The following is a 24,434-nucleotide window of genomic DNA, read 5'->3' as shown; positions in this document are numbered from 1 at the left end:
CCGACGATAGCCTGCCCGTGGGTCGTGAATACCCGGCGGGGATTTGCGTTCGTCAGGCCACAACGTCGAGTCCTCTCGCATTAGGAAGCTGCATGAACGTCCCGTTCCGCTCCGCTCACCCCGTCCTGTCGACCCTCCTGATCGGCGCCGTCGCCCTCGCCCCCGTCGCCGACGTCCAGGCCTCTCCGTTCCGGCTCCGCAGCGCCATCGCGCTCCAGCCCGTCGAGGGCGAGGAAGCCCCGGCCGCCGAGGCGGCCGAAGCAGCGCCGCCCGCCGAGGGCCCCGCCGCCGAAGGTCCCGCGCCCGCGCCCGTCGCCGCGCCGCCCCCCGGCCCGCCGCCGAAGAAGGGCCTCGGCATGCTGATCACCGGCGCCGTGCTGACCGGCGCCTACGCCCTGCCGCTCATCGGCTACGGCGCGTTCGTCGTCGCCGCCGGCAAGAAGGTCGACGACGAGACCGGCGTCGTCGAGACCGGCGGCAACATCGTCGGCGGCGTGCTGCTGACCATGGGCATCATCGGCCTCGCCGTCGGCGCCCCGCTGCTCGGCGTCGGCGCGGCCCGCTTCAGCAAGTACCAGAAGTGGAAGAAGGGCCAGCAGGCCAAATTCCTGCCGGCGGCCGGGCGCACCCCGTTCGGGACGATCACGCCGGGCTTCGAGATCCGCTTCTGAGCAGTCGCCTGTCCTCGCGGGCAGCTCGTCGGGTCCCCCAGCGGCCTGACGGATCGCGCATGTCCGTTCGAACCTGACCGCACGGGCATGTCTGGACGGGCATGCCCGATCGCGCATGTCCAGCGGGGCATGCCCGGCGGCCTCAGAACCGCAGCCGGACCTCGAACTGGGCCCCGATCGGCTGCTGGAACTGGGTCTGCACGCCGAAGTTGCCCTGCGCCGGCACGACCGTGCGCTGGAAGTAGGCCGTCGGCGCGTTGGCGGTCTGGACCTTGGCGTGCTTGAGGTCGTCGAGGTCGCCGCCGGCGATCGCCCGGCTCTGCGAGAACGAGTAGGTCTCGTCGACCCGCAGCACCGCCTTCGAGTTGGTGAGGTTGACGAGGCGCGCCACCACCTCGAGCTCGAGCTCGCCGGGCAGCGGGTAGGCGTAGGAGATCCCGAGGTTGGCGAAGTAGTTGGGCTCGAGCCGCCCGCCGGCCCCGCGCGGCAGCATGTACACCAGCGACTGCCCGGCGTAGCGGTTGTTGTCGGCGTAGACGCTGATCGGCGAGCCCGACTGGTAGCGGAAGTTGACCCCGAGCGTGAGCCGGCCGCCGCGGCGGAGATCGAACGTGTAGTAGCCGTCGAGCTTGAGCTGGTGCGGCCGGTTGTCCCACAGCGGCCCGTAGCTGTTGCGGACCAGCTCGGGGATGTCGTAGGTCGTGCTCGCGCCGATGTTGATCGCGCCGGTGTTGCGGTCGACGAACCCGTCGTAGTTGCCGATCAGCCGGCTGTAGATGTAGCTGCCCTGGAACACCCAGTTCTTGGCGAACCGCTTGGTGATCTGGAACACCCACGCGTCGTAGTTGCGGATCGGGCGCGAGAACAGGCCGCCGACCTGGCGGAACGACGAGGCGAGGAAGTCGCAGCGGTTCAGCTCGCGGATCGCGTTCTGCCGCTGCGGGTCGTCGGCGTCGGTGGCGTCGACCGCGGCCTGCAGCTCGGTGCAGCGCTCCTCCTGGCGCGCGATGTCGGCCCGCGACACCGACTCGCCCGGGTTGGCCAGCAGGAAGTTGAGGCCCCCGTTGGTCGACACGTCCTCGATCGCCCGCCCGAGCCCGTCGTGCTGCCAGCGCACCCCGACCAGCAGGTCCTCGATCACCTCGTGCTCGTAGCCGGCGTTGAAGCGCTGCACGTACATGCCCTTGAGGTCAGGTACGACCGCGCCGAAGGTCAGGCCGCTGGTGTTCTGGCCGCCGTCGGTGCACCACTCCGTCGGCGCGGCGCCGTCGAGCCGGTCGTGCGTCACGCCCCCGATCGTCACCGGCGCCTCGCAGTCGGAGTGGCGGTAGGTGCGGTTGACGTTGACGAGCCCGCCGAAGATCCGGTTGCCGAGGATCGCCGGGACCTGGGCGTAGAACCACCCGTAGCTGACGTACAGCCGGCTCTTGCCCTCGTCGGTCCAGTCGTACACGAGGCTCGCCCGCGGGGCGACGTTGTCGGCGATGAGCAGGCCGCGCCGGCCGAAGATGTCGCGCAGCTCCTGGATCTCCCAGCGCACGCCCCCCGAGACGTAGAGGTTCGACAGGATCGACCACTTGTCCTGGACGAAGAACGCGTAGTTCTGGCTCGACAGCGACGACGCGTAGGCCGGCACCCGCACGCCCGCGCCGAGCGGCGTGGCGATCGCCCGCAGGTCGTCCTGCTCGTAGCGCACGCGGCCGAACCCGAGCGTCTGCCGCTGGTCGGGGTTGTCCGACTGGACCACGATCACGCGGTTGTTGTTGACCCGGTTGGCCGTGTTGATGGTGTACTCGCCGCTCGCCGGGTCGAAGCAGTACTCGCCGCCGCCGACCTGCCCCTTGGGACAGTTGGCGTAGAAGTCGGGGTCGTTGCCGCCGGAGTAGGCCGAGCGCTGGCGGATCTGCGAGCCGTCGATCTCGAGCCCGTACTTGAACTGGTGGGCCCCCGCGCGCTTGCCCGAGAAGAAGTGCGTCAGCGCGAACCCGCCGCCGATCCGGTCCTGCTGCGTGCCCGAGTACGAGCCGATGCCGCCCGACAGCCACACCCGCGTCGGGCACGTCAGGCCCGGCAGGTTCGAGTCGTTGCACGCCTCGCCGACGCCCTGCACCAGCCGGGTCGCGTCGTCGCGGTCGAGCAGGTCGTACAGGTTGCGGCCCTGGGTGTCGCGCTCCTGCGTCAGCGGGATCTGGCGCATCCCCTCGTGGTCGAGCTTCCACGCCTGCTGGCTGCGCAGGCGGGTGTAGTAGAGGTAGCCGTCGAGCTCGAGCTTGTCGTTCAGCGCCCGCCCCTCGTACTCGAGGCCGACGCCGGTGCCGTTGCCGTAGTCGACGCCGAAGCTGTCGTTGACCACGCCCGAGGCGACCCGCGAGGCGCCGCCGAGCGTCGCGTTCGGGTTGGTGCCGAACGCGTTGGGCTCGGTCCCGGGCGGCTGCCGGAAGCTGCGCCGGCGGAAGTTCGGCCCCCCGCCGCCCGACAGCCGCAGGCGGTGGCGCGGGCTTATCTGCCAGTCGAGGCTCGCGGTCCAGCCGAGGTCGAAGCGGCCGGTGCGGAACTTCTGCTCGGCGAACTTGACGGTGTCGATGTAGTTGCCGTTGGCCGCGCAGTCGTTGACCCCGTTGGCGTACGGGCAGGTCTCGTAGCCGCCCGAGAGGTCCTTGTCGCGCCGGCGGTAGAACGACTGCACCAGCGAGTTGTTGCTGCCGCTCGGGGCGACGCCGACGGCGAAGAACAGCTTGTCGCGCACGATCGGGCCGGCCAGCGTGACCACGCCCTGCATCTCGTAGTTGTAGATCTCGGCCACGCGCAGCGACTCGTCCGTGGCGTCGATGAAGCGCGGCGGGGCGATCCGCGGCGTGAAGCGGAACAGCGCCTGCCCGCGCCACTTGTTGGTGCCGCCGATCCGGCGCGCGCGCACCAGGCCGCCGCTGGCCCCGCCGTTCTCGGCGTCGAACACCCCCTCGACGACCTCGACCTCGTCGACGAACTCCTGGACGATGCTCGCGCCCACGGTGCCGAACGCCGGGCTGGTCGTGTTCTGGCTGTCGACGACGTACTTGCTCTCGGCACTGGTGGCGCTGCCGATCCGGATCCCGCCGGCGTCCCTGCCCGCGGTCGGGGCGATGTCGACGACGGCGGTGTAGTCGCGGTTGGTGCCGCCGAGCGGAATCTTGCGCATCCGCTCGACGTCGACCTTGGTGACGTTGGCGCCGTCGGTCCGGATCGGCGCCGCATCGACCACGATCGTCTCGACCCACCGCTGGTCCGGCGCGAGCTGGAAGTCGATCCGCACCTTCGCCCCCGGCACCAGCTCGACGATCCGGTTGAGGTCGTTCTCGCGGTACAGCACCTGCACCGTGTAGATGCCCGGCGGCAGGTCGCGGAAGGCGTAGATGCCGTCGGCGTTGGTCTGCGTCTCGCGCGGCCCCTGCAAGCAGTTGCACTGCGCGATCACGAGGACGCCCGCCAGCGGCTCGCCCGTCTGCTTGTCCTTCACCGCCCCGTTCAAGCCCGCGTTCTCGAGCGCCCGCGCCGTCTGCGGCGCCAGGGTCGCGAGCACCGGTGCACCGACGAGCGCCGCCGCCACCAGCGCGGCGCAGCGAGGTCGGTGACGGACACGGGTCGGCATGACTCGATCGTAGGCGAAGTCGCGGCCCCGCGATCCGCTCCCCGATCGGACCGCTCTGCAGCGAACAGGGCGCCCTCTGCAGACGCGTCCGCCCGGGCGCCGAGTTTCACCCGCCCGACGTGAGGAAGCGAGCCGGCGCCGCGCCCCGCAGCTTCGGAGGTCGGCGACCTGTTCGGAAGGCCAGGCTGCCGGGGCTCGGAACGCCGGTGCGGCGCGACGCGTCGACGCCTCGTCGTGAGCCCGGCGACCTGCCCCGAAGACCAGGCCGTTGCTCGACGCCGCCGAGATCGGGCGCGCCGACCCGACCGAGAGCCGGTCAGGCATCTTGCCCCGCAGGGTCCGATCCAGACATGCCACCAAAGCCAGGTCACGGCCAGCCGCCCCGCAAGCGAGCTCCGAACCCGACCTGCCGCCAAAGCCAGGTCACATCCAGCTGCCATAAAAAATTAGCGCCCCCCCGCGCTCGAGCGGTCACGGGCGACCTCGCCCGACCTGTCCCGAAGGCCACGCCGAACCTCGGGCCACCCCGCCGGGCGGAGGCGCTCCGCCCGGCGAGAGCACCGACCTGGCCCAGAGGCCAGGTCGGCGCCGAGCTCCGCCGTTCAGCCCTCGAACGGCCCGCGCAGGCGGTGGGCGACGAAGCGAGCCAGGCGTTCGCCGGCGACCGGCTCGGCGTCGGCGGCCTCGGCGAGCAGCAGCGCCTCGGTGAGGTAGCCGGTGGCCAGGGCGATCTTGCGGGCGCCGGCCTGCATGGCAGCCTCGCCGCGGGCCATGTTCGCCTTGACCTGGCCGATCAGGCTGCGGACCCCGGCGCGCAGGGTCGCCAGGTCGCCGGCGGACACGTTGGCGTACGAGCGCTCGGCGCGGGCGGCCAGGTCCTGGACCAGGGCCGTGAACGCGCCCTCGCGGGCCTCGGCGCGCAGCACGTCGAGCGACAGCACGTTGGTGGTGCCCTCCCAGATCGGGAGCACCTGCGCGTCGCGGAGCAGGCGCGGCATGCCGGTGTCCTCGACGTAGCCGGCGCCGCCGAAGCACTCGAGCGCTTCGGACGCGATCGCCACCGCCTGCTTCGCGGTCGTCAGCTTGGCGATCGGGATCAGGGCGCGCAGGCGCCGGCGCTCGGCCTCGGTGGCCGTGCCGGCCTCGCTGCGGCCGAGCAGGGCCGCGGCCTCGAGCACCAGCGCGAGCACGGCAGCCGCCTCGGCGTCCATGTCGTCGAGCGTGGTCTGGTGCAGCGGCAGGTCGATGAGGCGGGCCCCGAACGCCGAGCGGCGCGTCGCGTAGTCGCGGGCCAGCGCGCAGGCGCGGCGGATCCCCGACGCCGACGCGATCGCGTTGTGCAGCCGCGTCACGTTGAGCATCCCCGAGATGTTGGCCACCCCGCGGCCGGGCTCGCCGATCAGCGTCGCCTCGACCCCGTCGAGCGTCAGCTCGGCCGTCGGCACCGCCTTGGTGCCGAGCTTGTCCTTGAGCCGGTTGACCTGGATGCCGTTCCACCCGCGCCCCGGCTCGCGCGCGATCTCGACGCAGAACAGCGACAGCCCGCGCGAGCCCGGCGTGGTCCCGCCGTCGTCGATGCGCGCCAGCGTCAGCGCCATCTCCGACGTCGTCGCCGACGTGAACCACTTGACCCCGTGCAGCGTGTAGCGCCGCTCGTCGCCGACCACCCGCGACGGCCGGGCGATCGTCTCGCTGTTGCCGACGTCCGAGCCGCCTGTCCTTTCGGTCATCCACTGACCCGAGGTGATGAACTTGTCCGGGTCGCGCGCGGTCAGCCCGGCGACCAGGCGGTCGCGCAGGTCCCCGGGCGCCAGGTCGAGCAGCACCCGCGTGGCCGCGTCGGTCATCGCCAGCGGGCACGAGTAGGTCGCGGATGTCCCCGAGAACAGGTACAGAAGGACAGCTTGCGCCACGCGCCGGTGCTCGCCGAGGCGCTCGTCGTAGCCGGTGGCGATCAGGCCGTGGCGGGCCGAGAACTTGCGCAGCTCCTCCCACGCGGGCGAGGTCCGGATCTCGTCGACTCGGCGGCCCCACGGATCGTACGGCACGTGCACCGGCGGCTCGGCCTCGGCGCGGATCATCCAGTCCCACAGCTCGCCGGTGGTCGCGCGACCGATCGCCTCGTACTGCGGCCGGATCTCCTGCAGCAGCTCGGGCGGGAGGCGCTGGCGCAGCAGCGCGTGCAAGGGTTCGTCGCTGGCGTACAGATCGGGGCGGCCCGGCGGCTCCTGGAAGAACATGCGCGATCCGTAGCACGATTCGCCCCCGCACCGAATCGGTCGCCACCGGAGCCGCACGCTGCGAGCCTCCTCGGGCACGCCGAAGCCTCGTTCCCCGCGGTCGCGCAGGGTTCCGCGCCCCCGCGGGCTGTCCGTGCGAGCTCGGCCGCCCGCGCTCGCCGCAGCACGCTGCGCCCCCGCGGCCGCCTGCCCCGACGAACTCGGCAGCCGCGCTCGATGCCGCCCTGCTGCGCACTCGACCGCGCCCTTGGCGTCGACCTGCGCGGAGCCCGGCGCGACGATGCACGGCGGCTCGCGCCTTCGCCCGGCAGCGTGGGGGCCACGACGTCAGCGGTTCGCCGCGACCCGGCGCAGCGCCAGGCTGCTCAGCACCACGGTCACGCTCGACAGCGCCATCGCCCCGGCCGCGAGCGCCGGATCGAGCGCGCGTAACCAACCCGGCAGGCTGCTCAGCGGGTACAGCGCGCCGGCCGCGATCGGGATCAGCACGAGGTTGTAGGCCGAGGCCCAGAACAGGTTGCGGCGGATCGTGCGGACCGTCGCCCTGCCGATGGTGAGCGCGTCGAGCAGCCCGCGCAGGTCGCTGCGCAGCAGCGTCACGTCGGCGGCGTCGACCGCGACGTCGGTCCCGCTGCCGATCGCCACGCCGACGTCCGCCTGCACCAGCGCCGGCGCGTCGTTGACCCCGTCGCCCACCATCGCCACCGGCCCCATGCGTTGCAGCGCCGCCACGGTCGCCGCCTTGTCGGCCGGCAGCACCTCCGCGTACACGTCCGCCGCGTCGATGCCGACCGCGGCCGCGATCGCCTGCCCCGTCGCCCGTCGGTCGCCCGTCAACAGCGCCACCCGCAGCCCCTGCCCGCGCAGCGCCGCCACCACCTCCCGCGCCTCCGGCCGCGGCGCGTCGGCCAGCGCGATCGACCCGAGGTACCGCCCGTCGCGCGCCACGTGGACCCGCGTGTGACCCGCCCGGTCGCCAGGCATTTCAGACATGTCCGAAGAGACAGACACATCGACCGCCACGCCCTGCGACTCGAGCCAGGCCTGCGTCCCGATCCACACCTCCGCGCCCTCGACCAGCGCTCGCAGGCCGCGCCCCCCGATCGCGCGCACCCCGGCCGGCGCCGGCAGTTGCGCCCCGCGGGCCCGCGCCGCCGCCACGATCGCCCGGCCGAGCGGGTGCTCGCTGCCCTGCTCCGCCGCGGCCGCGAGCGCCAGCAGCTCGTCCTCGGCGACCCCGGGCGCCGGCGCGATCGCCTGCAGCTCCGGGCGACCGAGCGTCAGCGTCCCGGTCTTGTCGAACACCACCACGCGGACCGCCCGCATCGTTTCGAGCGCCGCGCTGTGCTTGAACAGCAGCCCGCGGCGCGCGGCCGCCCCGGTGGCGACCACCAGCGCCGTCGGCGTCGCCAGCCCGAGCGCGCACGGGCACGCGATCACCAGCACCGCGACCGCCCGCATCAGCGCGTGGGCGGCCCCGTGCGATGAAACCATGAGCCATGTCCCGAAGGTCAGGATCGCCAGCCCGACCACGACCGGCACGAACACCGCCGCGATCCGGTCGACCAGCGCCTGCACCGGCGCCTTGCTGGCCTGGGCCGCGCGCACCAGGCGGACGATCTGCGACAGCGCCGTGGCCGCGCCGACGCGGGTCGCCGTCAGCCGCAGCAGCCCGGGCCCGTTGAGCGTCCCGCCGGCCACCGTGTCGCCGACGCCCTTGGCCACCGGCAGGCTCTCGCCGGTCAGCACGCTCTCGTCGACCGCCGACTCGCCCGCGATCACGCGGCCGTCGACGGGGATCGCCTCGCCGGGGCGCACCACCACGACGTCGCGGACCTTGACCGCCTCGGCCGGCAGCTCGACCTCGACGTCGTCGCGGACCACCCGAGCCCTCCGCGGCCGCAGGGCCAGCAGCGAGCGCAGCGCCTCGCCGGCGCGGCCGCGGGCGCGCGCCTCGAGCAGGCGGCCGAGCGCGACCAGGGCGACGATCGCCGCGGCTGTCTCGAAGTACAGGTGGTGGCCGGCCGCGGGCGCGAGCACCACCGGCACGCTGGCCGCGAACGCCACCCCGGCCCCGAGCGCGACCAGCACGTCCATGTTGGCCCGGCCGGCCCGCAGCGCCCGCGCGGCCCCACGGAAGTGCGGCCCGCCGGTGTACGCCAGCACCGGCAGCGTCAGCGCCAGCATCGCCCACGGCAGCCACGGCCGGTCGCCGACCGCCCCGAAGTCGCGCGCCATGCTGACCGCCATCAGCGGGGCCGTACACGCCGCGCCGACGAGGAAGCGGTGCCAGCTGGCCCGAAGTTCAGCGGCCCGCGCGGCTGTCTCTGCGGACAGGTCGGTCGCGTCGGCGCCGACGATCACCCCGAAGCCCGCGCCCTCGATCGCCGCGACCAGCGCCCCGCGGGTCGCCGGGTCCGCCTTCGTGAGCGCGACCGAGGCGGTCTCGCTGGCGAAGTTGACCTGCGCCGCCGCGACCCCGGGCACCCGCGCCAGCGCGCGCTCGATCGTCCCCGCGCAGTTGGCACAGCGCATCCCGGTCAGCGCGAGGTCGATCGACTCGGTCGCGGCGGCGGCGCTGACGGGGGCGTTCACGCGGGCCGGAGCATAGCCGAGCGGCGCGGCGCAGGCCGGTAACCTGGCTTTTGAGTCATGTCACCGCGCGGCCTCACCCGCCCGCTCCGCCCGCCGGCGGCTGCCCTCCCCGCCACGCGGCTGGCCCGTCGCGGAGCTCGATCACCTCGCCCAGGCGCGCCGACGCGGCGCGGAGCGCCCATCGGCGTGCGCGTGAGACCGCGCCCGCGCCTCGCAGAGCTCCCATCACCTCGCGGTGGGACTGCGCCGGCGCGCCCCGCAACTCCGATCGATCGGCGCGTGAAGCCGCCCCGGCGGACAGGCTGTCCGACGCTCACCAGCAGTAGCTGCCGTCGCCGTTGGGCAGCGCCACCAGCTCGCACGCCATGCCGGTCGGGCAGTCGGCGTCGGTCACGCACTCGAGGAAGCACGCCTTCTGCATCGCGTCGATGTCGAGGCAGCGCGTGATCGCCGGGCTGTTCGGCTTCGGCTGGCACTGCGCCTCGCTCTGGCAGAGGATCGTGCAGAAGCCGTCGAATGCGACCATGTCGGCGTCCTGCAGGCTGAGGCAACCGCCGCCGTTGAGGCCGGGGCACATCTCGCTCGGGAAGCAGTTCGAGTAGAGGCCCGTGGCCGGCTGCGGATCTTTCGTCGGCGGCGGGTCGGTCGTCATCATCATCGTCGTGCTCGAGCTCGACGACGAGCTGGTGTCGTCGGTGGTCGAGCTCGATGACGAGCTCGAGCTCGAGCTCGACGACGAGCTCGAGGTCGTCTCGTCGGTCGTGTTCGGCTCCGACGTCGCCGTCTGCGGCGGCTCGGAGGTGGACGTCGGCGGCGCGCTGGTCGAGGTCGGTTCGACGCCGGTGCTCGGGTCGACCGGCTCCGTGCTCGTCCCGGGGTCACCCGACGGGTCGTTGGTGGTCTCGCTGGTGCCCGGCGTGGTGCCGGGCGTCGTGCCGGGCGTGGTGTTCGGATTCGTCGCTCCCGTCACGTTGGTGACGAAGCCGGAGAACCCGCTGGTCTGGTTGTCGTCGTCGCCGCAGCCGGCGGTCGCAACGAGAAGCCCGCCGAACAGCACCCCTCGCAAGCCACGATCGATAAGCATCGCCGTCGTACCTCCGCGCGCGACGCCTGTCGCCCGCCACAGAAGCAATCCCAAACCGCGCCAGGAGCGTCAAGCACGATCGCGCCGGCGCACTTGCGGCGACGGGGGCCCAAAACACGGCCCTGCTGGCCACACAGGCCGAGTCATGCACCAGCCCGCATCCGCGAGCGCGCCCGCCTCAGCAGCGGCCGCAGGAGCCACGCCAGCGCCACGCCCTCGGCGAGGCTGCGGACCACCACGAACAGCACGCTGACGGTGGCGCTCCAGCGCGGCATGAGCGGCGGGCCGGGCTCGCCGAGGCCGAGGCCCGGGAGCAGCCACACCTCCGGCGCCCGGCACAGCACCAGCGCGGCGGCCAGGAGCCCGAGCGCCGGCGCGAGCTGGGCCTGCGGCGCCTGCCCGGCGAGCCCGAGCCCCAGCGCCAGCGCGGCCGCGGGCAGGCACGCGAGCCACAGCTGGAGGCCGCGCGGCGCGAACACCGGGGGGTCCGAGAGCGACGGCCACCCGTGCATCACTGCGAGGCCCACGAGCGCCAGCAGCAACGCCCAGGGCACGCGTCGCCACCACGCGCACGACCTGTCCGATCGCACACCCCACGCGAGCCCGAGCGCCGCCAGCAGACCCGCGACGGCCAGGCGCAATGCTCCCGGACGCGGCAGGGTCGCGCCCGGGGCCGGATCGGCGAGCGCGTCCGTCCACGGTCGCCCGCGGGCGTCGCTGGGGAGCTCGGCCCCCAAGGCGTCCGCGAGGGCCCGCGCGAGGTCGACGAGGTGGATCGTCGCGATCGTCGGCGACGGCGCGATCCCTGGCCCGGCGACGCAGCCACGGACGATCCGGATCTCCGGCTCCTCGCCCCCGTGTCCGCCCGCGGGGCGGTGCCCGTGGTCCGCGAGCACGATCCACAGCGCGTCGGCCGGCCCCGCCGCGCGCAGGCGAGCGAGCAATTCGTCGGCGCCGCGGACCGCCTCGGCGTAGGCCGGCGAGGCCGCGCCCGCGGCGTGGCCGGCCTCGTCGACGCGCAGCACGTGTACGTGCACGAGCCGCGACGCGGACGCGACCGCCGCGACCGCGTGCTCGGGGAACTCGGCGCGCCACGCCTCCGGGTCCCCGGGGTCGCGCGACGGATCGGGGCGCGCGCTCGCGAACCCGAACGAGCGCACGATCTCGGGGTGTGACTCGGCCAGCGCGACGCTGTCCGGCACCTGCGCCGGGGTCGCGCCGGCCGGCGGCGCCTCGAGCTGGGTCGCGCGGTACTGCAGGCCCGACTGCTGCTGCGTCCTTCCGGTCCACAGCGCCGCCTGCACCGGCAGCGAGACCGTCGGGAAGCCGACGTCGATCCGCAGCTCCTGCCCCGCCGCGCACACCGCCGACAGCGCCGGCAGCTCGCTCGCGGCCGCCGCCCCGAGGCCGTCGAGCAGCACCACCCGCACGCGCGCCGCGGGTGCCAGGCCGGGCCCCGAGGATGTCCCGAGGAACATGTCCATCGGGACCTGTCCGTCGCGCCCGACGAGCGCGCGCACGAACGCCTTGCGCGCCGGGTTGGCGCCGAGCGCCAGGGTCGCCAGCGCGGCCGCGCCGAGCAGCCAGCGCGCCCCGGGGCTTGTGCGGAGAGCGGTCACCCGCCCGGCACGCTAGACCGGCGCCCGGCGCGTGTCGAGGCCGACGCGGCTGCGCTCGCCGAGCGAGGGCGTCGCGCTCGAGCAGCGCACCTCGACACGACGGACGGGCTCACGGCGACAGGCGGGCCAGCAGCGCCACCACCGCCGTCTCGACCCGCAAGATCCGCGGCCCGAGGTCGATCGCCTGCGCCACCTGGGCCAGCGCGGCCACCTCGGCCGGGATGAACCCGCCTTCGGGGCCCACCATCAGCGTCGCCGGGCCGATCGGCGCGCGCGGGCACGGCGTCGGCGCGCCGGGGTGGGCCACCAGCAGCGAGCGACCTTCGCTCAGCGCCGGCAGGCGCTCGCGGACGAACCGGCCGAAGTGCTCCGGGTGGATCTCGACCGTCGGCACGATCGTGTCGCGGGCCTGCTCGAGCCCGAGGCGGAGGTCCTCCGCGATCGCCGTCGCGTGCAGCCCGTGGCTCGAGAAGTAGCTGCGTTCGACCCGCTCGGCCCGGAACAGCGCGAAGCGCTTGACCCCGAGCGCGGTCGCCTGCTGCAGCACCTTGCGCAGCGTCGGCGGCCGCGGGAGCGCCAGCGCCAGCGTGACGTCGAGGGCCGGCGGCGGCGGCTCGGACAGGCGCACCTGCAGTTCGGCCGCGTGGGCGTCGAGGGCGACGACGGTGGCGCGACCGATCGCCCCGCCCTCGACGCCGACGCCGACCTCGTCGCCGGCGCGCGCGCGCAGGACCTCGCGCAGGTGCTGCAGTCGCCTGTCCGCAAGGACAGCCCGATGCGAGCCCGCCTCGGCCGCCGCGAGCTCGTCCGGGCGCAGCAGGATCAAATTCACTGCCCGAGCTGCTGCTGGCGGGACAGGTAGGCGAAGGTGCTGGCGATCTGGAACCCGAGCAGGCGGCCGATCCACGGCAGCGCCTCGGGCTCGGCGGCGGCGCGGATCTCCGCCGCCAGCACGCGGACCTTGGCCGCCTCGACGTCGTTGCCGGACAGCCACAGCGTGACCGCGCTGTCCTCGAGCAGGTTGGCGACCTGGGCCTTGAGGTCGGCGCGCAGCGTCTCGTCGCCGCGGGCGCCCGCGAGCAGCGCGTCGTAGCGGGCGTCCTCGGGGCTCTGCTCGTTGAGCTCGGGGTGCTTCTCGTTGACGCGGCGCATCATCGGCTCGACGTCGATCACCGGCGGCCACACGTTCACGCGCGCGTTGGCGAGGACCATGATGACGTTGTCCTTGTCGGGCGCGAAGTCGACGGGGGGCAGCACGCCGTCGAGGAAGCTGGTCGGGCGGCTCGCCGGCGCCTCGCCGAGGTGGACCAGCATGTCGTCGAGCTGGCGCGGCACGGCGAAGCCGGACGACAGCGTCTGCTCGCGGGCCCAGCGGATGCGGGCGCGCGCCCAATCGGCGGGCACGCGGCGGTCGCTGCCGCGGTCCCAGTCGCGGATCATCCGCGCGCGCTGGCCGTCGGTCTGCACGTAGGTCGCGAAGTCGACGATCTGGTCGCGGCCGCTGATCGCCGCCACCCACAGGTAGCTGCGCTCTTCCTGCGGGGCGCTGATCATCACCCGGGTCAGGCCCGGCGTGCTCTCGGTGTCGATGACGGCCACGGCCGCGAGGTCGCCGCGGAGGTCCTTGAGGTCGCCGGCGGACCAGCCGCGCGGGGCGTCGGTCTCGGGGATGGTCACGCCCTTGCTGCGCAGCGTGTGGATCGCCTTGCGCGCGGCCTTGCGGACCTGTTTGTCGTCGTGGTCCTGCAGGGCGACGAGCGCCGCGGCGTCACGAGCGGCGACGAGTTTGGGGATCGACTCGAGGAGGGCGGGGCCGGATGCCATGCGCGGCGATTACTACATCCCGTGGTCGAGCGCAAAGGCCGGCTGGAGGTCCGCGCCGGTCCCCCAGCGGCTCCGCTTCCACCGCCCTTCGGCCGCCATCTCCCACGCCAGGGCGGTGCGGGTCAGGCGAAGGGCGATCCCGCCGTCGTCCTCGAGGTCGCGGGTCTCCCCGGGATCGGCCGCCAGGTCGTAGAGGCGCTGCGCGTCGCGGCCGCTGCCGACGATGAGCTTGTAGTCGCCGAGGACCGCCGCGCGGGCGCCGTCCCCGAGGTAGGCCGTCACCAGCCGGGGCGGCGGCTGCGGGTCGTCGATGAGCGGCACCAGGCTGTCGCCCTGCCACTGCGGCGGGAACGGCAGGCCCAGCAGGTCGGCCAGCGTCGGCGCCAGGTCGAGCAGATCGACCGGCGCCGTCACCCGCCCCGGGGCCAGCAGGGCCGGCGCGCGGATGACGAGCGGCACCCGCAGGCTCTCCTCGTGCAGCGAGAAGCCGTGCAGCGCCCCGCCGTGCTCGAAGAACTCCTCGCCGTGCAGCCCGACCAAGACCAGCGCCGCCTCGTCGAGCCCGCCCTGCTCCTCCAGCGCCGCCAGCAGGTCGGCGAGCGCCGCGTCGACCACCTGCAGCTCCCCGCGGTACAGCCGACGCACGTAGTCGCGCTGGGCCGGCTCGGCCACCACCCGGCCCGCGCGCACCCGTCCGAGCCACAGGTGCGTCAGGTGCGGCAGCGGCGCGTCGGGCGGCGGCGGCCCGCCGACGTGCTCGCGCGGCGGATCGTAGGGCGCCTGCGGATCGGTCACGTCGGCGTACACGAAGCGCGGCGCCGGTCGGCCCGTGATCGCCTCGAGCGCCGCGCGCACCACCGATCGCGCGTCCTTCCCCGCACCTGTCCCTTGGGTCAAGTTGCGGACGTGGTCGAGGCCCTGGACCAGCCCGCGCTCGGCGTTGAAGTCGGCGTTGGCCGCGACCGCGACCCCGTAATAACCTGCCCGATCGAGCAGCTCCGGCAGCAGCACCTGGCCGTCGGCGACGAACGTCCCGCGCACCGTCGCGTGGCCCGGCGGCGGCACCGACGACAGCAGCGCCGCGTGGGTCGGCACCGCCCACGGCGACACCGCGTAGGCGCGCTCGAACACCAGCGACTCGGCCGCCAGCCGCTCGACCGCCGGGAACCGCGGCCCGCCGAGCAGCACCCCGAGCAGGTCGTCGGCGCGCGCGCCCTCGACCGCCACCACGATCAGGTCGCGCGGCTTGCGTTCGCGGCGATCGACCGGCCGCGAGCGGCCCGCGACCAGCTGCAGCACCCGCAGCGTCGCCCCCTCCCCGCCCGCCGGCGTGCGCACCTCGATCCGCAGCGGCTGCCCGCCGTAGCCCGAGAGGTCGAGGTCGCGGCCCGCCGGCCCGAGCGCCCCGTCGAGCAGCAGCGCCGGCGGCCGGCCCTCGCGGTGCTCGGCGTCGGTGCTGACCAGCACGGCCACCTCCCCGCGGCCCTCGACGCGCAGCCGCCCGCGCCGCGGCGCCAGGGCGTAGAACACCAGAGATGTCCCTTGAGCCAGGTCGAGCGAGACCTCGTCGCCGTCGCCCGCATGCACGCGGTAGCCGCCCGGCTGCGTTGCCGGTCCGGCCACGATCGCCGCGCGCGGGCCGACCTCGACCCGGCCGATCGCCGCGCTCGGCTGCCCACCGCGGCCCAGGCGCGAGAAGTGCAGGCGCAGCCGGTTCTCGCCCGCGCGCACCAGCGCCGCCGGCAGCGAGAACGTGCGCCGCTCCCACTCCTCCCCGATCGACAGGTGCGCCAGCGGCTGCTCGTTCCACAGCGCCGTGACCGCCTGCCCCGGCACCATCGCCCGCAGCGTCACCGCCATCGCCAGCCCCGGCTGCCCGTCGCTGTCGGGGTGCAGCTTCGGCGCCAGCTCGCCGTCGAGCGGCAGCGTCAGCGTCCCGCCGGCGCCGAACACCAGCGCCCCCCGCTCCTCGCCGAACTCCTCGCCGAGCCGGATCGCCGCCCCGGTCCCGAGGTCGAGGTTGGCCCGCGCCTGCACCCGCCCGAGCTCGACCACGAGCCGCCCGTCGACCAGCGTCAGCGCCCCCGGCCGCTGCGCGATCAGGTCCTGCCACAGGTCGGCCGTGACGATCCGGGCCACCGGCGCCGGCGCGGCCGGCCGCGGCGCGCTCGCCGGCGCCGGGGCCGCCTCGGGCTTGATGGCCTCACAGCCAGGTCCGAAGAGGCATGTCAGCAAAAACATGCCCCCGAGGACATGCCTCTTCCACCATGTTCGCCGGGGCAGCCCAGCGCCGCCCGCCCCCTGGACATCGAGGGTCGTGCGCAGCGACGCCTCGGCCGTTCCTCCCGAGCCGACGGCCTCGCCCCCGGGCGACGAGCGACGACCCGGCCTCGCGGCGCCCTCCACCGTCGACTCCTCCTGCGAGCAGGAGCGCCGCGCTCCGAACCCCATGCGCGAGCGCGGCGCCGTCACCCGTCCTGCCCCTTGATCTCGCGCGGCTGGCGGGCCGGGTCGCGGACCAGCCCGAACACGATCGCCAGCAGGTCGTCGTCGCTCACCACCATCGGCGCCGCCTCGCGGCCCGGCGCCGCCGCGAGGCCGACGATCACCGCGTCGAGCACCGCCCCGCGGCGCTGGGGCGCGAGCCCGGCGACCAGCTGCTGGAGCGCCTGCTTGCGGGTCGCCGCGTCGCCCGTGGTCGCCAGCGCCGCGGCCGCCCGCACCCGCGCCGGCCCGCTCAGCCCGCGCAGGGCCGCCAGCCTGGCCGGCTGCATCGCGTCGACGGCGCAGAACGCCTCGGCCTCCGCCGGCAAGCCCCGGCCCGCGCCGTCGGCCCCCGTCGCGCCGGGTCCCGAGGGGCCACCGCCGGCCATGTCCTTCGCGCCCTGTCCCGCTGAACCTGCCCCTTTGGCCATGCTCTTCTCGCCAGGTCCCTGGGGACCTGCCCGTTTGGACATGTCCTTCCCGCGTGTCAGCCGCGGATCGCCGAGCGGCGTCACCGGCGCAAGTTCGGCCGCCAGCTGTCCCGGCGCCAGGGCGGGCGCCGTGACCCCGGGGACATCGCCGCCGAACGCCCGCTCCAGCCGGCGGAACCCGGCCGGGTGCGTGAGCACCACCGCGAGGTCGGGCCACAGCGCCGCGCGCACGAGCGCGGCCGCCTGCTCGTCGGTCCACGCGTACTCGGCCAGCGCGAACGCCAGGGCCTCGCGGGCGTGCCAGCGGCGCGCCGGCGGGACCTCGGCCAGGTAGCTCTCGACCCCGCGGATCAGCGCCTCGCGGCCGGCCTCGGCCTGGCGCGGCGCCCACGCGTCGTTGGCGTCCCGCACGGCCCGCACCGTCAACCGCAGCCGCACCGCGTCGGCCTCGGGGCCGTCGACCCCGTGCAGCAGCAACTGGCGCAGCGCCAGCAGCTCGTAGTGTCGGGCGTCGATCCACTCGGCCATCCGCGCCGCCCGCCGCCACACCGCGAGCGGATCGGCCGAGGCCGCCGCCGAGGCCTGGGCCAGCTGATCGGCGTGATCGCGGCGGCCCAGCACCAGCGCCAGCTCCGACTGCAGCGCCAGCTGCCCGGCCGCGACCTCCTGCGGCACGTGCGCGAGGCTGTCGGCCAGCGCCTCGGCGGCCACCCGGGTGTCGGCCGCGTACATCAGCGGCACCGCGATTCGCCCCGCGCAGTCGAGCGTCAGATCGGCCTCGATCGCCCCGCGCAGCGCCTCCCCGAGCTCCGGCGCCCCGAGCCCCTCGGCCCGGGCCCGCCGCAGCGTCGCCGCCAGCGGCCCGCTCGCGCCCGGGGCCAGCGACTCGGCAAGCAGCGGACACGCCGCCCCGCGCGGGCTCGCCGGCGCCCGCGCGTGGGCGGACTCGATCGCACGCCGCTCCTGCTCCAAGAGCCATGTCTCTCCGAACAGCTGCGAGACCGCCGCGCGGTCGTCGGCGTCGCCGCAGCGCTCGCCGCAGGCCGCCTGCTCGAGCACGAGCGCCGAGCCTGCCGCGCGCACGACGTCGTCGGTCGGCGCGCTGCGGACCACCGTGGCCAGCGCCAGCGCCGCCCACGGGCGGCCGGCCGCCAGCTCGTGCCGGGCCTCGGCCGCCGCCTCCTCGGCGATCGCCGGCACCCCGCGCGCCTGCCCCTCGGCCAGCCCCCACGCCGCGATCGCCACCGCCTGGTCGCGCCGCCCGGCCGCCCCGCGCAGGCGGGCCAGCTGCAGCAGCCGCGGCAGCGTCGACGCGTCGACCGCCACCCGCGCCGACCACAGCGCCGGCGGCGGCACCAGCCGCTGGCCCGGCCCGGTCGCACCTGGTCCGGAAGACATGTCCGTTCGGACCGTCGCGCCACCTGTCCCTCCGGACAGCTTCGCATTCCCGTCCGCGCCCGTCGTGCCGCCCGCCTCCGCGGGCCGCCTGGCGTCAGCAGCCGCCGCGCCGCCTGTCCCGGCGGACCTCTTCGCGTCCCCGGCCGCGCCCGCCGTGCCACCTGTCCCGGAGGACATCTTCGTGCCCCCGCCCCGCTTCGCGCCCCTCTCGCCGCCGCGCTCGCCGGTCGTCTCGCGCGCCAGATCCTCGTCGACCGCCGCCGCGCGCCCCGGCGAGGTCCCCCCGCCGAGGCTGCCCGTCAGCGCCATCTCGGCGCTGGGCAGATCTCCGAGCAGCACGAACACCCGCCAGCTCATCGCCGCCGCCCCGGGGTCGTCGTCGGCCGCGTCCAGCAGGCGGATCACCGTGCTCGCCGTCGACCGCGCCGCGTCGTCCCCCGGCAGCTCGTAGCCGGGCCCCAGCTGGGCCAGGCGCAGCCGCACGTAGTCGCGCGCCAGCTGCGACACCCGGGCGTCCGCGGCCGCGACCACGTCCGCCGCCGCCGACTCGCCGATCCACCCGCGCAGCTCGTCGAGGTCGACCAAATCGAGCCCCAGCTCGCCGCGCAGCTCCGCCGCCAACAGCTCGGCGACGTCGCTCGGCTCGAGCTGCACTGCCAGCCGGGCCGCCGCCTCGCGCAGCGCCGCCGGTCCGGCTGCCCGCGCCTGCGCGAGCGCCTGCGTCAGCGCCTGCGCGCGCGCCGCGAGCGACTGCGGTCGGCAGCGCTCGCCCTCGCAGCCGACCAGGGTCCGCTGGGCCCGCGCCTGGATCTTCGCCGCCGCGACCACTTCCTCGTGCAGCGCCCGGTCGGCGCGCCACTGCACCTCGTCGGCGCTCGACTTGCCCTTGGGGCAGATCATCGCCACGCGCCGCAGGTCGAGGTCGGCCGCCAGCGCCTCGCCCTCGGCCAGGAACCGGGCCGCGCGGCGGCGGAACAGCTCGCACACGTCGCGCCGCCCCGCCAGCGGATCGGTCTCGAGGCTGGCCGCGCGGGCGTAGTGCGCCGCCGCCAGCCCGGTCTGGCCCTCGGCCGCCTCGAGGTCGGCCAGCGCCACCAGCGACGGCAGCTCCGCGTGCTTGCGGAAGTCGCGGAGCAGCACCGCCCGCGCCTCCTCGGTCCGCCCGAGCGCCACCAGCGAGCGGGCCCACGCCCGCGCCGCCTTGCCGCGCGGCAGGATCCGCGCCTGCCCGGCCCGCGCCACCACCTCCTCGTGGCGGCCCTGCTCGGACAGCCGCGGCAGGCGCGTGTGGCACGCGACCACACCTGTCCCGAAGAACATGGTCCAGGCGACCAGCGCTTTCCGCCATGTCCGAAAGGACCGGCGAGGGCCGCCTCCGCCGGCGGCGGCCGTCATTCCTCGGCCCCGCTCACCGGCGCCGGACAGGCCAGCGCCGCCGCGCCGCCGACCTCCTCGATCAGCTTGGCCAGCAGCCGGCGGTCGCCCGCGCCGAGCCGATCCTCCATCCCCTTGGCCGCGCACAGCGGCTCCTTGGCCGAGTCCGCGTCGCCCAGGGTGATGTAGCCGCTGGCGAGGCGAAGCTGGCCGATCGGCCGCTCGGGGTGGGCCTCCACCTCCTTCTCGAGCAGCTCGATGCCCGTCTCCGAGTCGCCGTGCTTGAGCAGCCGCGACGGCGCCGCGACGTACAGCGACCCGAGCAGATGCGTCGCCGCGCCCTCGCGGAAGTCGGGCTCCTTCTCGCGGGCCTTGCGGGCGTACGCCTCGGCCTCGGTCACCAGCCCGCCCGCCTGCAGCCCGCGGTTCTCCGCCAGCCGGCCGGCGATGGCCGCGCGGGCGAACGCGTAGGCGGCCGTGTCCTCTTCCCAGGAGGTGATCAGCGCGTAGGCGTCCTCGCGGTCGGACGGCTTGTCGGTCTGGGCGTCGATCAGGGCCTCGAGCGCCTCGTACACGGCGATTGGGTCGTGGGCCTCGGCGGCCGCCGCGAACTTCGGGTTCTGCGCGTTGCCGTGCGGGCGGCAACTGGCGAGCGCGACGAGGGTGACGGCGAGGAGCGAGCTGCGCATCGCCGGCAGGAATACCACGGCGCTCGCCACGCGGTCACTTGTCGTAGGCCGACATCACGCTCGCGTAGTCGGCCGCGCTCGCGCTCTTGAAGGCCGACAGGCCGGCCTCGCGGCAGGTCGCCTTGCCGTCGCCGGCGCAGATCTTCCCGAGGCTGCTCTGGAACGCCTTGCGCTCCGCCGCGGGCGCCGACGGGAACGCGACGACCACCATCGGCGGCAGCTTGTCGGACGCCCAGATCGACTTCACCGCCGCGCCGCCCTCGATCTTGGCGAGCTCGCCCAGCTGAGCGTCGTCGACGAGGGCGCACTCGGCCTCGCCGCTGGTCACCTTCTTGAGCGTCTGCACCGGCCGCTTGGTCTCGACCAGCGTGAAGTCGCCGAGCGAGAACTTGCCGCCGGCGACGACCTTGTCGATGAACTTGCGGTCGTCGGCGTGGTCGCTGGCCAGCGTCTTGCCCTTGCAACCGGCGAGGTCGGCCTGGTTCTTGCTGATGATGTGGTACTGCCGCCCGCCGGCTTGAGCGACCTCGGCCTGGCCGATGACGTCGAGCTTGTGCTTGGGACCGAGGGCCAGGAACGCGGCCAGCGACAGGATCCCGTAGTGCGGGTCGACCGAGTGGATCTGCGTCTCGGCGGCCTCGCGGCTCGTGAGGTACTTGCCCGCGCTCGCGGTCCAGCCGTTCTGCTTCGCCACCACGGCGATGAGCTTGTCGATCAAGGGTTGAGCCTGCGCCGCGCTGCCGACTCCGTGCTCCTTGACCACCAGCACGTTGACGGTGCCATCACCCGCCCGGGCCGTTTGCGTCGCCGTCCCGAGGGCGGCACAGCAAGCGGCGGCGAGGGCAATGGAAGCGAGTCTGCGTGAAACGGGCATGTTGTCTCCTGGCGCGCTTGGACGGGCCTGCCTCTGAACTATGCACCGTCTCGCGGCCGCGGCGAAATCTCGCGCGGGCGGGCCGCCCGCACCCGTTTCGACGCGAATTGCCGAGCCCGGCAGAGGCCGCCAGGACGTCCGCCAACTCACGCCTTGCCGACTTGCGCAGGACCTCGAGATCGGTCTGCGAGTGATCGACAGCACAAATCGAATCACGCGCGCGAGCACGCCAACACGTACGCGAGCAACCGACACGAACCCCCTCGCGCGCGACGGCCCGTGGAGCACGCGAGCCACGATACGAACCCCTCACGCGCGCGACGGCCCGTGGAGCACGCGAGCCACGACACGAGCCCCTCACGCGCGCGAGCGCGACGAGGGCCCCCGGTGCACGCGAGCAACCGGCACGAGCCAGTCACGCAACAGCAACCCGCCGTGCACGCGAGCTCACGCGCGCGAGCGCGGACGACGGCACGGCATGAACGCGAGCAGCAGCGCCAGCGCGACCGCGGCGCCCACCGTCGCGAGCCCCCACGCGCTCGGGCTCGTCGCCTCGCTCGCCAGCCCGAGCGCGGCCCGGGCCTGCGCCAGCACGCTGCCCCGCTCGCTGAGCCCGAACAGCGGCGCCAGCGTGGCGTACGCGGCGATCGTCGCCAGCGCGTAGAACAGCCCGAGGATCCAGCTGCGGATCCGCGGATCGAGCCCCGACCCGGCGATCTCGACCGAGTGCGTCGCGTTCAGCACGTCCTTCGCGAACATCGGATCGTTGCGCTGGCGGACGCTGTCGAACAGCTCGAGCTCGCGGTCGACGAAGCGACCGAGCTCGGCGCGGCACTCCGGGTCGGACTCGACCAGCGCCCGGATCTCCGGCGGCAACCACGTCTGGCCGCGAGGGTCACGCTTGAGCGTGCTCGACTGGACGTCGAGCTCCTCGAGGAAGGAGCGCAGCCGGACGATCGATGGCGACGACTCAGGCATCCTCGGCCTCGACCTCGCCCGAACCCCAGCCATCGAGGTGCTCGCGCAGCATCCGCTTGGCGCGGTGCAGGTGCGTCTTGACTGTCCCGAGCGGCAGCTCGAGGATCTCCGCGATCTCGGGGTACGACACGTCCTCGAGATAGTAGAGCATCACCACCGCCCGGTAGCGCTCGGGCAGCGCGGCGATCGCCGCGTCGAGGTCCTTGCGCATGTCGCAGCGGCTCGCGCTGGTCGACGTCTCGGGGGCCATCGCGCCGGCCTCGAAGTTCTCGGGCAGCGCCGCCAGCTCGCGCACGCGCGCGCGGTGGTTCAAGTACACGTTGTAGGCGATCCGGTACAGCCAGGTCGAGAACCGGGCCCGGCCCTCGAAGCCACACAGACCGCGATAGGCGCGGAGGAACACCTCCTGCGCGAGGTCGTCGGCGAGGTTGCGGTCGCTCGTCAGGCGCAGGAGCAGGCCGCGGACCTTGCCCTGGTGCCGCCGGAGCAGCTCGCCGAACGCCTTTTCACCGTCGGCCCGGCCGGCCGCCTGGACCAGCGCGTCGTCACCGAGTTCGGCCAGGTTCTGGGTCTTGCGGAGCCCGAACCCGAGCCAGGAGAGCGCTGCTGTGGACACCTTGCTCATGAGTTCCTTTTGCGCGACGCGGCGAACGAAGCGAGATAGCCGAGACCGATAAAGCCGGGGATGAGGCCCGTGGGGCCGAGGCCGGGCATGCCGACCGAGGCGCCGAGCAGACCGAGGCCCGCGAACACCAGCACGATCCCGCGTCGCAGGTCGCCCTGGGCCGACGACGGGAACAGGTCGTGCGGGGGATCCATGCCCTTTTCCAGGTAGCGTCGCGCCAGCTCGAATCGGCCTTCCTCGCCGCGCTGGCGGATCCTCACCACCGCGATCACCGCGATCACCAGCAGCGCGAGGAACGCCACATCGACGATCACCGACGACGCGCACACCTCCGCGGTACCGCTCGGTCCGGTCGGCCCACCCCACCAGAACGAGCCGATGCGGGTAAAGCAGCCCCGGGTCGCCATCGCGGCGCCTTCGACCAGATCATCGATGTGCAGGCCGAACCCGCCGTAGTCCAGGGATGACAAGAAGGTGCGCAGCATCGACCCTCGTACGACCCGGCCAGGGTCCCCGCGGTTTCACCCGGAGGCAAGCGGCGATGCAGGCAGTCGCCGGCGATAGCGCGCCCACAGGGCCTCGAAGGTGAGGTGTTGGGGGGGCTCGGCCTCTGCATCCGCAGCCCCCACCGCCCGCAAAGCTTGCGCCACCGCCCGGTAGGCCGCCTCGACCGTCGCCGGCAGCTCGCCCGGATGCGCCGCTCGCGTGGCGTCGACCAGCGCCGCGAACTCGGCCCCCTCGCTCACCCCGTAGAAGACCCCCTGGATCTCGACCTGCTCCTTGAACCACGCGTCGACGTCCCCGCCGGCCGGCGCGTAGGCGCAGGACAGCACCGAGCAGGCCAGCTCCTCCCACAGCAGCGCCCGCTGCTCGGCCACCCGCAGGTCGAGCGGGATCAGCCCGTAGTCGAAGCCGTGGTCGTCGGCCAGGCGCCTGGCCTGGATCGCGTGGGCGAACTCGTGGACCAGGTTCGGCAGCCCGGCCGCCACCACCACGAACGGCCTGTACCCCGGGTCATCCGCGCGGCGGGCCCGGATCAGGTTGTCGTCGCCCGCCGCGATCACCACCTCCGCGCCCATCTCCGCCAGCGCGCGGGCCATGACCTGCAGCAGCGACGCCCCGGCGTCCGGGTGACCTGGCTCGACGAACAGGTTCAAGCCCGCCTCAGAACGCCCACTGCAGCCCGAGCACCAGCTCGCGCCGGCTGGCTCGCAGGTCGGCCCGCAGCCGCTTCTGCTGCAGCTTGCCGACCGTCAGCATGGCGATCCCGCCGGCCAGCAGCAGCACCCCTGGGATCAGCAGCGCGGCCGTGGCGCGATTTCGCGCCTCCTCGAGACAGCCGTTGCCGGCGTGGTCGCGGCGCGGGTCGCAGGCCTCCTGCTCCGCCAGCGTGTTGACCTTCGCCTGCGACATCCCGATTCCGCCGCCCGTCAGGACCGCGCCGATGCCGATGAACACCGCCCCGCTGCGCACCCAACTGCGGGCGCGCTGCGCCTCCGGGCTGTCGACGAGCGGGTCATAGGGGACCTCGTCCGCGTCCTCTTCCTCGTCCTCGGCGGGCCCCTCCGGCTGCACCGGCGGCGGCGTGGAAGTCTCGGGCGTCGAGGCCGACGGCGCCGTCGCGCTGGCCGAGCTCGTGCCCTCGGTCGACAGCGGCGCGCCCGTCGGCGCCACCGCGCCCGGCGGCGGCTGCAGCCCGGTCGGCGGCGATTCCGGGACCACGGGCGTCGTCCCGCCGACGTTCGGCGCCTCGATCACCGCGTCGTCGCCGGTGTACTCGCGCGTGGTGGGCGGGCCGGCGAGGAGCGACCCACTGACCAGGACATGCAGGGCGGCGCGCAGCACGGGCGGCGAGACTACCACGGCCCACGGCGCTCGAAAGGCCGCGACCGGCCGGGCCGACCTCCCCGCCGGGTCTCG

At 74.5% G+C, this 24,434-nt stretch carries 17 protein-coding genes; 1 reads left to right on the top strand and 16 read right to left on the bottom strand.

The annotated features are described in order from the left end of the window. Positions 1–92: 92 nt before the first annotated feature. Positions 93–671, top strand: coding sequence for a hypothetical protein (locus NAEX_RS44960; protein WP_096334091.1), 579 nt, complete (start codon positions 93–95; stop codon positions 669–671). 142 nt (positions 672–813) lie between these two features. On the opposite strand, the gene NAEX_RS44955 is transcribed toward NAEX_RS44960, so the two are convergent. The 16 genes from NAEX_RS44955 to NAEX_RS44880 form a co-directional block, all read right to left on the bottom strand. Beyond that, positions 814–4,299 carry a TonB-dependent receptor gene (locus NAEX_RS44955; RefSeq protein ID WP_096334090.1) on the bottom strand — a complete coding sequence of 1,162 codons (3,486 nt, stop codon included), beginning with the start codon at positions 4,297–4,299 and terminating at the stop codon, positions 814–816. Between the two features lie 602 nt (positions 4,300–4,901). Continuing rightward, positions 4,902–6,539, bottom strand: coding sequence for an acyl-CoA dehydrogenase family protein (locus NAEX_RS44950; RefSeq protein ID WP_096334089.1), 1,638 nt, complete (start codon positions 6,537–6,539; stop codon positions 4,902–4,904). 327 nt (positions 6,540–6,866) lie between these two features. Next, positions 6,867–9,134, bottom strand: coding sequence for a heavy metal translocating P-type ATPase (locus NAEX_RS44945; protein WP_245914007.1), 2,268 nt, complete (start codon positions 9,132–9,134; stop codon positions 6,867–6,869). 313 nt (positions 9,135–9,447) lie between these two features. Further along, complete coding sequence (locus tag NAEX_RS44940; RefSeq protein ID WP_143140191.1) at positions 9,448–10,218, bottom strand: hypothetical protein; 771 nt, start codon at positions 10,216–10,218, stop codon at positions 9,448–9,450. A gap of 143 nt (positions 10,219–10,361) precedes the next feature. Next, entirely contained in the window at positions 10,362–11,837 is a 1,476-nt protein-coding gene (locus NAEX_RS44935) for an alkaline phosphatase family protein (protein ID WP_096334087.1), read from the bottom strand. Positions 11,838–11,946: 109 nt separating this feature from the next. Further along, on the bottom strand, positions 11,947–12,669 hold the full coding sequence (locus tag NAEX_RS44930; RefSeq protein WP_096334086.1) for a 16S rRNA (uracil(1498)-N(3))-methyltransferase: 723 nt from the start codon (positions 12,667–12,669) through the stop codon (positions 11,947–11,949). Beyond that, a complete protein-coding gene (locus tag NAEX_RS44925) occupies positions 12,666–13,661 on the bottom strand; it encodes a hypothetical protein (protein ID WP_096334085.1) in 996 nt (331 codons plus the stop codon). The genes NAEX_RS44930 and NAEX_RS44925 overlap by 4 nt, the downstream gene beginning before the upstream one ends. Positions 13,662–13,673: 12 nt before the next feature. After that, on the bottom strand, positions 13,674–15,902 hold the full coding sequence (locus NAEX_RS44920) for a sulfatase-like hydrolase/transferase (RefSeq protein WP_096334084.1): 2,229 nt from the start codon (positions 15,900–15,902) through the stop codon (positions 13,674–13,676). Between the two features lie 227 nt (positions 15,903–16,129). After that, complete coding sequence (locus NAEX_RS44915; protein WP_143140192.1) at positions 16,130–19,294, bottom strand: hypothetical protein; 3,165 nt, start codon at positions 19,292–19,294, stop codon at positions 16,130–16,132. A gap of 71 nt (positions 19,295–19,365) precedes the next feature. After that, positions 19,366–20,037, bottom strand: a complete 672-nt coding sequence (locus tag NAEX_RS44910; RefSeq protein WP_143140193.1) for a tetratricopeptide repeat protein — start codon at positions 20,035–20,037, stop codon at positions 19,366–19,368. Positions 20,038–20,071: 34 nt separating this feature from the next. After that, positions 20,072–20,755: a PhnD/SsuA/transferrin family substrate-binding protein gene (locus tag NAEX_RS44905; protein WP_177325859.1), complete on the bottom strand. Its 684-nt coding sequence runs from the start codon at positions 20,753–20,755 to the stop codon at positions 20,072–20,074. Between the two features lie 603 nt (positions 20,756–21,358). Further along, the gene (locus tag NAEX_RS44900; RefSeq protein ID WP_096334080.1) at positions 21,359–21,889 is read right to left on the bottom strand and encodes a hypothetical protein; all 531 of its coding nucleotides are present in this window, start codon (positions 21,887–21,889) and stop codon (positions 21,359–21,361) included. Continuing rightward, complete coding sequence (locus NAEX_RS44895) at positions 21,882–22,514, bottom strand: RNA polymerase sigma factor (RefSeq protein ID WP_096334079.1); 633 nt, start codon at positions 22,512–22,514, stop codon at positions 21,882–21,884. The genes NAEX_RS44900 and NAEX_RS44895 overlap by 8 nt, the downstream gene beginning before the upstream one ends. Then, positions 22,511–22,999 (bottom strand): DUF6249 domain-containing protein, encoded by a 489-nt coding sequence (locus NAEX_RS44890; RefSeq protein ID WP_096334078.1) that lies wholly within the window; start codon positions 22,997–22,999, stop codon positions 22,511–22,513. The genes NAEX_RS44895 and NAEX_RS44890 overlap by 4 nt, the downstream gene beginning before the upstream one ends. 36 nt (positions 23,000–23,035) lie before the next feature. Then, positions 23,036–23,671, bottom strand: coding sequence for a hypothetical protein (locus NAEX_RS54185; protein ID WP_096334077.1), 636 nt, complete (start codon positions 23,669–23,671; stop codon positions 23,036–23,038). A gap of 7 nt (positions 23,672–23,678) precedes the next feature. Continuing rightward, on the bottom strand, positions 23,679–24,359 hold the full coding sequence (locus NAEX_RS44880; protein ID WP_096334076.1) for a hypothetical protein: 681 nt from the start codon (positions 24,357–24,359) through the stop codon (positions 23,679–23,681). Positions 24,360–24,434: the final 75 nt, after the last annotated feature.

It is taken from the genome of Nannocystis exedens (assembly GCF_002343915.1).
GTDB classification, from domain to species: domain Bacteria; phylum Myxococcota_A; class Polyangia; order Nannocystales; family Nannocystaceae; genus Nannocystis; species Nannocystis exedens.
Note: the sequence above shows the minus strand (reverse complement) of the source record. Positions and strands in the feature narration are given on the sequence as shown.